Source organism: Zavarzinella sp., from assembly GCA_041399155.1.
Lineage (GTDB): Bacteria > Planctomycetota > Planctomycetia > Gemmatales > Gemmataceae > JAWKTI01.
The window spans coordinates 636,536-650,487 of sequence record JAWKTI010000001.1; the positions used below are offsets into that span (position 1 = coordinate 636,536).

General features: G+C 51.9%; 14 protein-coding genes. 3 read left to right on the forward strand and 11 right to left on the reverse strand.

Going from position 1 to position 13,952, the window contains the following annotated elements:
- Positions 1-41 precede the first annotated feature (41 nt).
- Together R3B84_02690 and hisF are read right to left on the reverse strand one after the other, a co-directional pair.
- Positions 42-1,208: a PilT/PilU family type 4a pilus ATPase gene (locus R3B84_02690; GenBank protein ID MEZ6139456.1), complete on the reverse strand. Its 1,167-nt coding sequence runs from the start codon at positions 1,206-1,208 to the stop codon at positions 42-44.
- A gap of 57 nt (positions 1,209-1,265) precedes the next feature.
- Positions 1,266-2,039, reverse strand: a complete 774-nt coding sequence (hisF, locus tag R3B84_02695) for an imidazole glycerol phosphate synthase subunit HisF (protein ID MEZ6139457.1) — start codon at positions 2,037-2,039, stop codon at positions 1,266-1,268.
- Positions 2,040-2,280: 241 nt separating this feature from the next.
- Here hisF and R3B84_02700 point away from each other — a divergent pair, with 241 nt between their 5' ends.
- Positions 2,281-3,195: a metallophosphoesterase gene (locus tag R3B84_02700; GenBank protein ID MEZ6139458.1), complete on the forward strand. Its 915-nt coding sequence runs from the start codon at positions 2,281-2,283 to the stop codon at positions 3,193-3,195.
- Between the two features lie 15 nt (positions 3,196-3,210).
- Here R3B84_02700 and R3B84_02705 read toward each other — a convergent pair whose 3' ends face one another.
- The 8 genes from R3B84_02705 to R3B84_02740 form a co-directional block, all read right to left on the reverse strand.
- On the reverse strand, positions 3,211-3,933 hold the full coding sequence (locus tag R3B84_02705) for a hypothetical protein (GenBank protein ID MEZ6139459.1): 723 nt from the start codon (positions 3,931-3,933) through the stop codon (positions 3,211-3,213).
- Between the two features lie 124 nt (positions 3,934-4,057).
- Positions 4,058-5,008 carry a WD40 repeat domain-containing protein gene (locus R3B84_02710; protein ID MEZ6139460.1) on the reverse strand — a complete coding sequence of 317 codons (951 nt, stop codon included), beginning with the start codon at positions 5,006-5,008 and terminating at the stop codon, positions 4,058-4,060.
- A gap of 788 nt (positions 5,009-5,796) precedes the next feature.
- Positions 5,797-6,324, reverse strand: a complete 528-nt coding sequence (gene mog, locus R3B84_02715; GenBank protein ID MEZ6139461.1) for a molybdopterin adenylyltransferase — start codon at positions 6,322-6,324, stop codon at positions 5,797-5,799.
- Positions 6,325-6,334: 10 nt separating this feature from the next.
- Positions 6,335-7,312 carry a hypothetical protein gene (locus R3B84_02720; GenBank protein ID MEZ6139462.1) on the reverse strand — a complete coding sequence of 326 codons (978 nt, stop codon included), beginning with the start codon at positions 7,310-7,312 and terminating at the stop codon, positions 6,335-6,337.
- A 252-nt stretch (positions 7,313-7,564) separates the two neighbouring features.
- Entirely contained in the window at positions 7,565-8,656 is a 1,092-nt protein-coding gene (ychF, locus tag R3B84_02725) for a redox-regulated ATPase YchF (GenBank protein MEZ6139463.1), read from the reverse strand.
- Positions 8,657-8,954: 298 nt separating this feature from the next.
- Complete coding sequence (locus R3B84_02730; GenBank protein MEZ6139464.1) at positions 8,955-9,428, reverse strand: hypothetical protein; 474 nt, start codon at positions 9,426-9,428, stop codon at positions 8,955-8,957.
- A 61-nt stretch (positions 9,429-9,489) separates the two neighbouring features.
- Entirely contained in the window at positions 9,490-10,536 is a 1,047-nt protein-coding gene (locus tag R3B84_02735; GenBank protein ID MEZ6139465.1) for a methyltransferase, read from the reverse strand.
- Between the two features lie 46 nt (positions 10,537-10,582).
- Positions 10,583-11,197: a hypothetical protein gene (locus R3B84_02740; protein ID MEZ6139466.1), complete on the reverse strand. Its 615-nt coding sequence runs from the start codon at positions 11,195-11,197 to the stop codon at positions 10,583-10,585.
- 155 nt (positions 11,198-11,352) lie between these two features.
- Here R3B84_02740 and R3B84_02745 point away from each other — a divergent pair, with 155 nt between their 5' ends.
- Positions 11,353-11,883 carry a pyridoxal-phosphate dependent enzyme gene (locus R3B84_02745; GenBank protein ID MEZ6139467.1) on the forward strand — a complete coding sequence of 177 codons (531 nt, stop codon included), beginning with the start codon at positions 11,353-11,355 and terminating at the stop codon, positions 11,881-11,883.
- Positions 11,884-11,896: 13 nt separating this feature from the next.
- Here the strand turns inward: R3B84_02745 and R3B84_02750 are convergent, their stop codons facing one another.
- Positions 11,897-12,175, reverse strand: coding sequence for a MoaD/ThiS family protein (locus R3B84_02750; GenBank protein MEZ6139468.1), 279 nt, complete (start codon positions 12,173-12,175; stop codon positions 11,897-11,899).
- 529 nt (positions 12,176-12,704) lie between these two features.
- On the opposite strand from R3B84_02750, the gene R3B84_02755 reads away from it, so the two are divergent.
- Complete coding sequence (locus tag R3B84_02755) at positions 12,705-13,931, forward strand: PQQ-binding-like beta-propeller repeat protein (GenBank protein MEZ6139469.1); 1,227 nt, start codon at positions 12,705-12,707, stop codon at positions 13,929-13,931.
- Positions 13,932-13,952 lie beyond the last annotated feature (21 nt).

The window sequence follows — 13,952 nt, forward strand, 5'->3', positions numbered from 1 at the left end:
AACGCCGTCGGCACACAAAGCGAAGCACAAAAAGCCCCCCTTTACGACAGAATCCCGGGGGCGGCGACTTTGATCCCCTTGAAGGCCATTTTCAGTTTCTCGGGGTCTGGGGCGAACTCCAGTGCGGTGGCTTTGTCCACGTCGCCACGTTCCACCAATTGACGCAGGTTTTCTGTGAAGTCCACCATCCCTTCCAGGTAGCCAATCCGGATGGCGTCGGGCAGCGAGCTGTCGCGGCCTTCCGCAATCAACTTCCGAATGGTGGGGTTCACAATCATCACTTCATTCGTTGGGCAGCGTGGCTTCCGCAACCCTTTGATCAGCTTTTGTGCCACCACGGCCTTCAAGTTGTTTGCCAGTGCCTGACGAATCGCATGGTGCTTATCCGGCGTGAACAAGTCGAGAATACGGTTAATCGTGGTGGCCGAACTGGATGCGTGGATGGTTCCGAACACCAAGTGACCAGTTTCCGCAGAGTGCACGGCGGCTTCGAAGGTTTCGATATCCCGCAACTCACCCACGAGGATGACGTCCGGGTCTTGCCGCACCGCATCTTTGAGGGCTTTGTGCCAGTCCTTCACATCCAGGCCAATTTCCCGCTGGTTAATGTAAGACAGCTTATCGGTAAAGGTAAACTCGATGGGGTCTTCCACCGTTAAAATGTGCAACGGTTCGCGGGACGCCACGTAATCGAGCATCGACGCAATCGTGGTACTTTTACCGGAACCTGTCACCCCCGCCAGAATCACCATCCCTTCCGAGAAGTGGCATAGTTTTTCGATACTTTCCGGCAGGCCCAGGTCTTTGAAGCTGGGGATAAAGTTATTCACACGTCGCGAAACCAGCGAAAGCTTGCCACGTTGTTTGAACAAGCTCACGCGGAAGCGGCATTCGTCTTTGCCGATCACCCACGAAAAGTCGACCCCACCTTCGTTATCCAGGATCTCGCGGTGCTGTGGCTTCAAAATCGGCAACAGTAACCGCTCCAGGTCTTCCTGGCTCAGTGGTCGCATGTCTGTTTTGCGAATGTCCCCACGCAACCGCATCATGGGTGGTTGGCCCGCCTTCAAGTGCAAGTCGCTGGCCTCCATCTTCATGACCATGCGAAAGAGTTTGTTCACTTCGGGCTCTTTCACACCTTCTGGAAGTTTATCGAGCGGTGGCACCTTTACTGGTGCAGAGATATCATCTGGAATTGCAACTGCCATAATGCTAATCCTGTCCTAATAACCAACGACTGAAAGAAATGTCATCCGAGGCACCACCTAAAGGGTTGGAATCCGCACGGCGATGCCATGATCCCGAAGATAAGCTTTCGTTTCGGGTATCGAATACTCATTATAGTGGAAGATGCTGGCAGCAAGTGCGGCATCTGCACCGATCGCCAGAGCCTGGCGTAAATGTTCGGGGTTGCCGGCACCACCACTGGCCACCACGGGAATGCCCACGGCGTGCACGATCGCTTCCAGAATGGGCAGGTCGTAACCGTTTTTGGTGCCATCAGCATCCATGGAAGTCAGCACAATCTCGCCTGCACCCAGTTCTTCCACTTGTCTGGCCCAGGCCACTGCTTCCAGTCCTGTGGGCTTTCGCCCACCATTGATGTGGACTTCCCAGAACTCTTTGCCGTCTTTCAGCACCCGCTTGGGGTCGATATTCACCACTGTGGCACATTTGCCGAACTTGCGGGAAACTTCCCGCACCAGGTTGGGGTTGGTGACCGCAGACGAATTGATGCTGACTTTCTCTGCACCGGCGTTAATGATTTCTGTGGCATCAGCCAGCGTGCGAATGCCCCCACCCACGGTAAAGGGCATGAAGATTTCGTCTGCCACGCGACGGATCATCTGAATCAGGTGCGGGCGATTTTCGTGCGTCGCCGTGATATCCAGAAACACCAGTTCATCGGCACCTTCGCGTTCGTAGCGACGTGCCACTTCCACGGGGTCGCCGGCATCCCGCAGCCCCACAAAATTGGTGCCTTTGACCACGCGACCGCGATCAACATCCAGGCAAGGGATAATCCGCTTGGTTAACATGTACAACCACTCCTACCACGATCATACCGAAGAACTCCCACGGGTGCAACGGTGAGGGTGCCTGCCCACAAGGAAAAGCGAGCAAATTCATCAAAGCCCCACGGTTGGCTGACTGGGGCTGGGGTGCATCCCTCTCACATTACAATACGAACCTGCCTTGCGGGCTTCATGACACCACGTAAGAATGAAATTTCATCCAATAGATATTTATTCCCAGAATTAATCTGCAACAGGTATTACAATGTATGACATTATTGGGGATTTGCATGGTCATGGCGACGAACTGGAAAGGTTGTTGCACCTGCTTGGCTACTCCCAGGTGCGTGGGGTGTACCAGCACCCGGAACGAAAAGTAATTTTTCTGGGTGATTGGATTGACCGTGGGCCAAAAATTAAAAAAGTATTAGAAATTGTCCGCCCAATGGTGCTGGAAAACCGTGCGTTGGCGATTCTGGGCAACCACGAATGGAACGCACTCGCCTTTCACACGGAACACCCCCATCAGGCGGGGGAATTTCTTCGCCCGCACCACGAAAAAAATGTGCGGCAACATTCCGGCACCCTGGAACAATTGTCGCCCACAGAGCTGAACCTCTATCTCGATTGGTTCCGTACCGTGCCTTTGTGGTTGGACCTGCCAGAACTGCGGGCAATTCATGCCTGTTGGGATAACGATGAGCGGAGCAAGATTGAGGCACTTTGGTCCCCACAGCGGGTGATTCACCACGAATTACTGGTGCGTGGCAGCGACCAACAGGATCCCATTTTTGCAGCCATTGAAGTGCTGCTGAAGGGCAAAGAAGTGCGGCTTCCGGGCGAGTACCACATTATTGATAAAGATGGCATCCGCCGGAAACGCACACGCACACGGTGGTATCTCTCCCCGCATGGGTTGACTTATCAGCAGTATTTGTGGGATCGGGCGGATTGCACGGAACTTCTTCCAGCAGAACTGGTTACGATCGCCCAACCTTATCCGGAAGATGCCCCACCCGTATTTGTGGGGCACTACTGGCAGTTTGCCCCCACCCCCAGTGTGCTGGCACCCAACGTGGCCTGTCTGGATTACAGTGTGGCAAAAGGTGGCTTTGCCTGTTCCTACCGGTGGGGTGGCGAAAAAGTGCTACTAAATGATAATTTTGTAATATTGCAATAAGCTGAGAAGCATACTCTATTCGGGTTTCTGGATTTCTGTTTTTACATCATCCGCCAGAAAATAAACCCACAACATGCCACCCAAAGGGCAGAAAAGCAGCAAACCTAACAGCAAACCGAGGAAGATTCCCAACCCCACCTGACGTTTTGGTGGGGCGTCTACTTCATCCCGCCTTCTTCGGCGTGGACGGTCATCGTCCTCGTCATCCTCTTCATCCCGCCTTCGTCGGCTGCGTGGGGCTGCATCATCCTCGCGGTCTTTCCCACGTGCGGCTGGGATCGATCGTTTCCCACGTGGTGCATCGTCTTCATCCTCGTCATCATCATCTCGACGAGAACGTCTTCGGGGTGGCTCCGGCTCATCATTGTCTTCATCATCCCGACGCGATTTTCGCGAAGACTGCTTTTCTTCCAGCCGATCAAACAACGATGAAGAAGATTTCTCTTTTTTGGGCTTTTCATCGCCCTCATCGGCCTTTTTTTTCGGTCGGGAAGATTCCTCATCATCGTCGTTAGTGTACCTGCGTTCTTTCTGTTCGCCATAACCACGTGGTTTATCACGACCATAGGATGGAGATTCCGAATCTTTTCGATCTTTTTTCGGCAGTTCCGGTGGCCCAGATGGTTTTTTCTCTGGCTCGGGTGGTTCATCATCGTCGAAGCCGTATACAGGCTCATCGGGATCCGGGCGTTTCGGCTTGGTATCTTGCTCATCATCGGGCAACAGATCATCTGGCATTGTGGGTCCCCATCCATTTCAGAATTATCATTCATTATAGAAACGAAAATGAACAAGCGGCCTGAGAAAGTCGTTGAATTGAATTGGCAGACAAACGAGCAATATTGTTGCTATTTGTTGAATTTTACTTCCGTTTAGTGGCATGGATGGTGCCATTATCGTGCCCACTGTAAATCCATTGGCCGTCCGGGCTGATGACCACGGCATAACCAGGTGATTTGATGCGGTGGGACATGATTGGCATCGCGCCTGCAAGATCCCACTGGGAAACCAGCCCGGAATAGCCAATTGTCGCAACTGTTTTGCGGGAAGAATCCAGCGAAATTCCAAACAGATCATCAGGAGTGGGGCCACTTTTTTTGATTTCTTTGCCCATCGTGGTATCCCACTGCCGGATTGTGCGGTCCTGACTGGCCGAAATTAATGTGGTATCAGTCAACCAGGCGATTCCGGTCACACCCAGTTCATGGCCTTTCAAGTCTTTCAGCAGTTTCTGGCCAGGAACATCCCACAGTTTAATCAGGTTGTCTGCACCGCTGGAAGCCAGGATTTTACCATCGCTGGTAAAGGCTAACGCATAAACCGAGCCACCGTGGGCACCCAGATTTTTGATTTCTTTGCCATCAGCAACGTTCCAGAGCCGCACCGATTTTTCGACATTTCCTGCCCCAGTCGCAATAATTTTCTGGTCTGGCGAAAAACAGACCACATCCACGGCATCGGTGAAGCCTTTCAGTTCGAGTTTCAACATTCCAGTGGCAACTTCCCACAGTCGCACAGTTTTATCGAGGCTGGAACTAGCCAGCAATGTCCCGTCATTGGTGAAGGCAACCGAATAAACAGGTGCGGTGTGGCCGGTCAAGATCTTCTTATCAGTGATTTTGCCTTCCCCCACGTCAAAGAGCTTGACCTCTTTATCAAAGCCAGCCGAAGCGAGCAATTTACCATCTTTCGAAAGTGCCAGCGAATGGACAATGGCTGCGTGGGCCTTCAATTCGGTCTGGCTAAAGCAAGGCACGGTGTTACCAAAGAAACAAATGGCGAGCAGGCAGGGTGCGACAAAAAGTGATTTCATGGAGTGTCCTCTCATTGATAGGTCGTTTTTATATCAGTCCAAAGTACGGACGGTCCGAGTGGGATAAAAAATCAATCGAATCTTGTCTGCCTGCTTTTAAACCTCTCCTGCGAGGAAAAGCGAAGTCGGGGTTCAATTTGACTGATCTTCTATTGGCGACAAATATTACATGCTGTTGTTCACTACTTGAATTCCATGAATTGAGCTGGCTGGATAAGAAACACTCTTTGGCCCAGAAGGGGCCATTCTGTCAGCCCAGGGTGAGCGAAGCGAGCCCTGGGTAACTGGTACAAAAAATCTTCGGCCCTGTAGGGGCCGTTCAAATCCGAAGCGATGAACCTAACAGATTTAATCAGAACACAGACCCATTTTGAACGGCCCTTACAGTGCCGCGGCTATGGTAAATTCTTTTCCCAGGGCTCGCTTCGCTCACCCTGGGCTGACAGAATGGCCCCTTCTGGGCCAAAAGGCAATAAGCCTTAAACAGCCATGATCACAATTACTCAAAACCTGCTCTAAAACGTGGAAGCATGGCTTTGCGCACGCGGGGCAATGCACAAAAATCATCGAAGTACAACCAATAAGCTGATGCTCACCAGAATCGTCATTCCCGCGAAGGCGGGAATCTATGCCTTCACATATTGCCCTCATCCCGGCTTCGCTACACCTCTCCGCATGAGAGGAGCAAGGTAATTGTCCTGCAGTTTGCAATGATCTTCCATGCCGGGATGTACTGCCATCGATTTCATGCAATAATCGCGAACTGAAATTGGACCTTTGATGATGCCTTAGCTGCTTTTGGGTCGGAAGGCCTGGATTACCTGGGGGTTTACTTCCAGAAATGGCCCTTCGATCAGGTCGATACAGTATGGCACGGCGGGAAAAATTGCCTGCAGACAATCGCGGATGGCGGCAGGTTTACCTGGCAGATTCACAATTAAACTATTCCCCCGGATTCCTGCCGTCTGGCGTGACAGAATTGCGGTGGGTACTACCTTCAGCGATTCAGCCCGCATCAATTCGCCAAAACCTGGCATCATGCGATTGCATACTGCTTCTGTGGCTTCCGGGGTGACATCGCGTTTCGCCGGACCTGTTCCGCCGGTAGTTACGACCAGACAGCAGTGTTCCAGATCGCAGAGTTCCTGCAGATGCTGTTCGATGAGTGGTTGTTCATCCGGAATAATGCGGTGCACCGGTTCCCACGTGGAAAGCAGGTATTCCTGCAGGCAAGTAATGATGGCGGGGCCACTTTTGTCTTCATAAATGCCGGCACTGGCACGATCAGAAATGGTTAATATGCCGATGCGAATCATGGCATCCCCTTTACTTTTTGCCGGTAAATAACAGAAAACTGGGCAGCAATAACAGGGCCATCCATGGGAAGATGACCGATGGAATGGCGGCAAAATAGGGCATGGCAAACGGAATCAGTGCGACATGACCAATGCACAACGCGAAAGTCAGAATGATGACACCCAACGCCCGCAATCGTGGGTTCTGGACGGTGCCACGCACCATCTGCCATCCCCAGAACAGCAAAATCAACCCCAGCACCCCTGTCAGGAGCAGTGGCTTCAGTGCCACCCCCGCTGTCAGGTGAAGCTGGTCAGAAACTTCCAGTGATTCCCGCAGTGAAATCTGCAGGGTTTCAATTTTGGTTTCCAGGTGCATGGTGCGGTGGATCAGCCAGGTCTGCTGCTTGGGGCTGTAGGTAATACTTTGTGCTAACAAATTGATGGCCACCACCAGCATGACGGCACCGTAAATCATCCAGCCAATACCACCCAACTTCTGTGGTTTTCCCAGATTCACTTTTTCAACAGCTGGTTGTGGGGGCCATGTATTACGATCGCGCAATAACATAATACAGGGATATACAAACCCCACTAGTGCCAGCGTTGCCCACACCACTGCGGGGGAATACTCCAGCCGGTGGTAATGTTGCACCGCACTGAACAGGTATAACCCACTGAATAGGAGGCACACTGCAATGCTTTGCATCCGCGTACGTGGGCTGTCCGTCCCAAAGCGGTGAGTGGTTCGCCATGCCAGCAGGCCGCTGCTCAACAGCACCAACCAGCGAAACGGACGTTCACCATTCGGCCCAGTCAGAATCCAGGTGGCAGAAAAGTGATCGTTGGTAAACGCAGCCGGCTTGGAAAAGATTTTTTTCGTGGTCAGGCGTGCCCGTTCATTAAACATGTCCTCCACGCTGATCCAACCAGCATAGCAAAGGGCAAAAATGCCTGCGAAGCGAAGAATCAGGAGAGCAAAGGCACTGCGGTGGGGTAATTGCTGCATAAATCCACTATCAACTCAAGTTCTCTATTCAGGATAGCAATTCCCACCGGAAAGATGCCAACCGAAGCAGATCGACTGAAACCAGCAAGCACTTGGTCGACGATTCCAGAATCTGACACTCAGGCTTCGAATCAGTAACTGCGCAAAGTGGCACCTGCTTCTAGCTGGTGTTCATGTTAATTCAGCGACAGGATGTCGCTGCCACCTTGCGCGGACCGGATGATTGGTTTCCAGTACCGTTATGTACTCAGATCACCGGTTAAACAGGAAGTGACAGATGTCGCCGTCCTGCATGATGTATCCTTTTCCTTCCGTGCGAAGTTTCCCAGCCTGGCGGATTTCACGTTCGCTTTTGTATGTTTCCAGGTCTTCCAGCGAATAAATTTCCGCTCGGATGAAGCCTTTTTCAAAGTCGGTGTGGATCACGCCAGCTGCCTGGGGTGCGGTGGCTCCCACCGGAATGGTCCAGGCACGCACTTCTTTTTCACCCGCTGTGAAGTAGCTTTGCAGGCCAAGCACTCGGTATGCCTCGCGTGCCAGTTTCGGCAGCACCGGTTCGCTAAGTCCCACAGACGCAAGCATTTCCGCACGGTCTGCTTCATCCAGTTCTGCCAGTTCTGCTTCCAGTTTGGCACAAACAGGGACGACCGATGCCCCCACCTTTTCTGCAAATTGCCGCAACTGCTGCACCAGTGGGCCGGTGCCTTGCAGATCATTTTCATCGACGTTGGCAACATACAGAATCGGCTTGGCGGTCATCAGACCATAGCTGGAAACGGCTTTGCGTTCCGCTTCATCAAACGTCAGCTTTCGCAGTGGCTCTTCCTTGGCCAGTTGTGCCTGACATACCTTGATCACATCGACCCGCATTTTGGCTTCTTTGTCGCCACCCTTTGCCGCACGTTCGGCACGTGGGAGGGCGTTTTCCAGAGTCTGGATGTCGGCCAGCATCAGTTCGATTTCAATTGTCTCAATATCCGACAGCGGGTTAACCTCACCCGCCACATGCACCACGTTGGGATCTTCGAAGCAGCGTACCACCTGCAGGATGGCATCCACTTCGCGAATATGGCTGAGGAATTTGTTCCCCAGGCCCTGCCCTTCACTGGCACCTTTCACAATTCCGGCGATATCAACCAATGTCAGTGCGGTGGGGATGATTTTTTGCGGCACAATGTACTGGCAGATCCGTTTCAGCCGGTCGTCTGGAACGCTGACAATCCCTTCGTTTGGTTCGATGGTGCAAAAAGGATAGTTGGCACTTTGTGCCGCTTTCGAGCTGGTTAATGCATTAAACAGTGTACTTTTCCCTACGTTGGGCAATCCCACAATCCCGGCTTTCATTGTCGCATCGATCCTTGGCTGGCGTTCGGTGCGGTGCGTCTTCTGCTCTGCACCACGTGGCTATTCTACGGCCCAGGTGGGCAATATGCCACGTTACCAAATTGATGGAAAAGAAAGCATGAACCAGTTCAGGAAAAGAATTGATTAATGAAAACTCATTCATTTTCCTGGCTTTGTCGCACCTGACAATAGGTGAAAGTGCCCAGTTGCACAGCGCGGTTTGCTGACGTTGGTGCTTCGCACCTGGGTGGCTGAAATACCAAATACAGCGGAGCAAGACATTGAAATGAGAATTTTCTCATTCTTCGGACACGAGAACCAAATTGTTGTCTTCAGAATTGTTACATTCCGTTTTAAGAATTATTTTTTCACGGTAAAAGAGCCTGCCGATGTATTGGCCGAGTCGTCCTGCGGTCAAGATGACAACAGCTAAAGTCAGCCCGATACTGAAGTAGTTAAGGAATCGCGTATATCGATCGATGATTCCAACGGCACAAAACAGCAGCAGGATTATTGCTGGCAGGATCGTTATTGGCAGTCTGCGTCTGTAATTTTTCCACGCGACAAGCATTGCACCCAGAGAACAATTAATTGCAACGATGCCCGAGATCAGCACCTGTTCATGCCATGGAATATCACTGAAATCCTGCCAATTCCAGCCACGAAACAAATAATCACTGAGAGCGAGAATGAGAAAAATTGTGGGGCCAAGGGCAAAGCCAAGCATAAAACCCAATACACCCGCGGCAGTGATGCAAAATTTTCTTTTCATAATTTGCTCCTGCCAGTTTGCCGATGACTTCTTGGTCAGATCGAAGTTAATGAGTGGCTTCTCATCTTTCTGATTCCATTATGCGGTCGCCCTGGATCACGTGGTAGCCACGGGTCTCCATCACAATGGCGTCGCCGAACGCTTCCATCACCAGTGGGGCCAACGTATTCACCTGCTTGGTCACCAGATAAAATCGCCCACCTGATTTCAAGAGGGCTTTTGATTTCCGGACGAACAGTTCGGCGATGCTGCTGGCCGCATAATAAGGTGGGTTGGCCAGAATCACATCGAAATGACCTTCTTCCAGATCGGCCATGCGGGCAGAAAGGATCGTGGTGTAGTTGGTCAGGCCATTCGCTTTGGCATTCAGTTCGGTCAGGGCAATGGCACGGGCGTTACTATCCACAAACGTAATCGGTGCGTCCAAACCGGTGCGTTCTGCTGCCAGAATGCCCACCGCACCCACTCCACAGCCCAGATCGAGAATGGTTTCGTTGGGGCGGATATCGGCACATTCCAGCAGGGCACGGGCACCATCATCGAAACTGCCGTAGCAGAACACCCCCGGGCGGGACACAAATTCCCGTGAGGGTATATCACCAATGCGTGCCCGAAAGGTCATTTCGTGCCGCCGACGTGGGCGGTCATCTGTGCGGACACTCCAGAAGATGCTGCCTTTCTTGTTGGCGGGGGCTTCGCTGCATTTGCCATACAGTTTTTTGTGTACTTTCGGCAGCAAAGAATCCTTGGTATATTCCGAAACGGTAATACATAGCCCTTTCGGCTGCAGCACGTGGTAAGTCTGTTCCATCAGATCCAGTTTCAATTCCCGCTCGCCGTGGGATTGAATTGGCACAATGGCGGTCTGGAAGTGGTTGGGCAAATCCCAGATGTCTGCCGTGACCCGCACTTCGGTGCTTAGCCCCACTTCGGCCAGTTCCCGTTCCAGCCGTTCTGCCTGGTGCACATCCATCTGAAAACAGACCGTGGGGAAGTCTGCAACAACAAGCGCACATTCCGCAGCCACACGCGGAGAACCACCCACAATAATGATGGGTGGCTGAATTTTCGGATAAACGGTTTCTAATAAATGCTGCACATCAAACATGAGTAAATTGTACAGCCTGGCGAGAGAAGTTCCAAAGAAACCAGGTTCAGGTGCGGCGGATTTGCAGCACCTGGGCCCAGTCGGGCGTGTCGAGGTGCAGTTCCAGCTTTTTCACTTCTTCAGGTGCCAGCAGTGCCAGCCCCAGCAGGATCGGCTGACTGTGCGTCTTGGCGGGGCCTGCCATTTTCAGCCAGCGGGATTTTTTCTGGGCACCATCAGGATTGGGCACCAACCGATGAAAAGTGGCTGCGAAGCCCTGCAGGCTCATTTGTGGGGGCCAGATGACAATACGCGGATTGTCGGCAGCAATCTGCCGCGAAATCCCACGCAGCACATCGTCTAAGAGGTCTTCTGCCTGATCCGCCCGGATTGGCTTGGGACGTTGCCCTACCGGTGCGATGATAATCAGTCGAATTCGTACTGGCACCCCATCGGCAAACAGTTCGGAAACCTCTCCGGCAGGTGGGGGTGGAAAGCTCGAGAGATCTTCGTGTAGATTTCGCTGTAAGTCTGGAATTTTCTTGTTCTTACGTGCGATGCCGCGAAGCACGATCAGCACCACCAACAGCCCCACGCCAATAGCGATCGGTAGCCAGTATTGTTCGATCCCACGTGCTTTGTCGAGAATCTGATCGGCCTGAGCCAGTAACATGTCGTTCATGGATGGTACCCAGCGTAGGAAGTTATTCTGTTCATCAAGTGGGGAAAAGCAACTGAATCGTGGGAACAGATTTCACCCACCCTTCGACAGAAAACAGCAAATCCCTACAATGTCTACTAAATCAGTAAACATTAATTGATTGTGAGAATCTGCTGGTGATCAAGGTAGCACAGCGTACGCTGGTTTGTATTCCCCCCACGCCACTGGTGGGGATTGTTTTGCCCCCAGACGACTTTCCCGTGTGGTGCAAATTAGAATTTCTTAATACAAGTGGGTCCACCAAGGATCGGATTGCACGTTTCATCCTGGGGAAAGCGTATCGCAAAGGGATTTTACGCACCGATTCGGTGGTTGTGGAAGCCAGTAGTGGCTCCACCAGCATTGCGATGTCGATGGTCTGTGCCCAACTGGGGCTGCGATTTCTGGCGCCTTCACTGCAGAACAACCAGAAAATTCAAGGATTTAGTAATTCTTTGACAAATCTTACATTCGACATTGAAGATGATCAATTAGTTATCAAAGATTTAGTTCCTGCAATGAGCATGGCCCCAATTACGTATCGCCTTATGGTGGAGAAGGGGAAATCACAATTGACAATCCGGAAAACAGTAATTCACCAGCGAAACTTTACATTCACTTCGTCAACACTCCCTCTGAACAGAAACTGGAAATATCCCACCAGTTAGCGAGTGCAAAGACTTAGCAGCCACCAGAGACAGGTGGAATGATTTGCAACTTTGTGCCAGGTGTTGCAGGCCAGAATTCTTTGGCATCAACCTGGATATTATTGACACATAGCAGCACCGATTTTGCGACAGCACCTTCGGAAATCAGCAATGAACCTAATTGTGGGTAGATTCTCACGGTTTCTTGCACAATATCCCCCACAGTGGGGTTACCTGCCACTTCAATCGTCAGTTCAGGTTGCCCCACCAGGCGTTCAGCAGGCCCAAATAATTCAACGGTAATGTTCATCATGAAAATTGGCCAGCGACGTTTGTTCACTCGCTCGTTCTGGTACTCGTTGCGATCATTTTAGAATCCGGACACTGTTGGTGACTTCTCAGTTTTTATTTGATTGGTTAAACGTAGCACGTGCGTCCCGCCCGTGGGAAAAACTCATGGGCGAGACGCCCATGTTACGCAGTGAAGTAGAGACTTGATTGGTTAGACGCAGCACGGGCGTCCCGCCCGTGGATAAAACTCATGGGCGAGACGCCCATGTTACGCATGCAGTAGAGACTTGTTTGGTTAGACGCAGCACGGGCGTCCCGCCCGTGGATAAAACTCATGGGCGAGACGCCCATGTTACGCATGCAGTAGAGACTTGTTTGGTTAGACGCAGCACGGGCGTCCCGCCCGTGGATAAAACTCATGGGCGAAGCGCCCATGTTACGCAGGGCGGTATATTCCAACAGATCAGGTAGATGGCACATGTTACCAAAAATCTAATTGCAAAGTGGCGTGCGGCGTGACATAGTGATGAAAAATTGATGAGGAGACTTGCATGAACCGCCTCTGCTACGCGTTGATCGTCGGAACGTTGTGCACCACTTGTGCGATGGCAGGTCCCTGGCCTGCCTGGCGTGGGCCCGGTGGGCAGGGGCATACAACGGAAACCGACCTGCCATTGGAGTGGGGGCCAAACAAGAATATTCGCTGGAAAATGCCACTGAAAGAGTTTGGTAATTCCACGCCGATTATCTGGGAAAACAGTATTTTTTTGACTGAAGCCAACCGTGGTGGCAGTAAGCGTGGCCTGATCTGCATCGATCGCACCACTGGCAGGGAACGCTGGCGGCGGGATATTGAATTTGCGGAAACAGAAAAAGCCTGGAACCCAACGTTCTATGCCTCTGCTTCGGCAGTGACCGATGGCCGCCACGTGGTGGTCAGTTATGGTTCAGCGGGGATGTACTGTTACGATTTCAGCGGCAAGGAGTTATGGAAACGGACCGACCTGGGGTTGTGGACGCACCAGTTTGGCAATTCCGCCTCTCCCATTATCTATGGCGACACCGCAATTTTGTGGCTGGGGCCGGATAGCAAAATCAACAAGTTGCTGGCGGTGAAACTGGCCACTGGCGAAACAGTCTGGGAAACCGGCGAACAATCCGGTTCCTGGAGCACCCCGGTGGTGGCGAAAGTGGATGGAAAGGATCAGTTATTGCTGGGGATGTCGCGGTTTTTCAAAGGATACGATCCGAAAACCGGTAAAGAACTCTGGCGGTGCGATGGCCTGAATGAACTCTGTTATACCTCCGCACTGTTTTCTGAAAAACATGGCATCGCCGTTGCGATGTCTGGCTACAACAAAGACGCACTGGCGGTGAAACTGGGTGGCACAGGCGATATTACCGCGAATCGGCTGTGGCACCACCCACGCAACACACAGCGGGTGGGATCGGGAGCCATCGTTGGCGACTATGTTTACATGCTGGAAGAAAGCGGCGTCCCCCACTGTTACGAATTGAAAACTGGCAAAGAGGTCTGGCAGGTAGATCAGCGACCAGCAGGAAAAACCTGGAGTTCGATAGTTGTCTCGGGTGATCGATTGTACGTGGTCTGTCAGGATGCTTCTACGGTAGTCTTCAAAGCAGCCCCCAAGTTTGAACTGCTGGCCCACAACAAGATGGGAAAAGGCGAACGGAGCAATTCCTCGCTGGCAGTCAGTGATGGGGAGATTTTTCTTCGCACCAGCCAGTTTCTGTGGTGCATTTCGCAGAAAAAATGAGTGAAACCGACCCGAATCGCC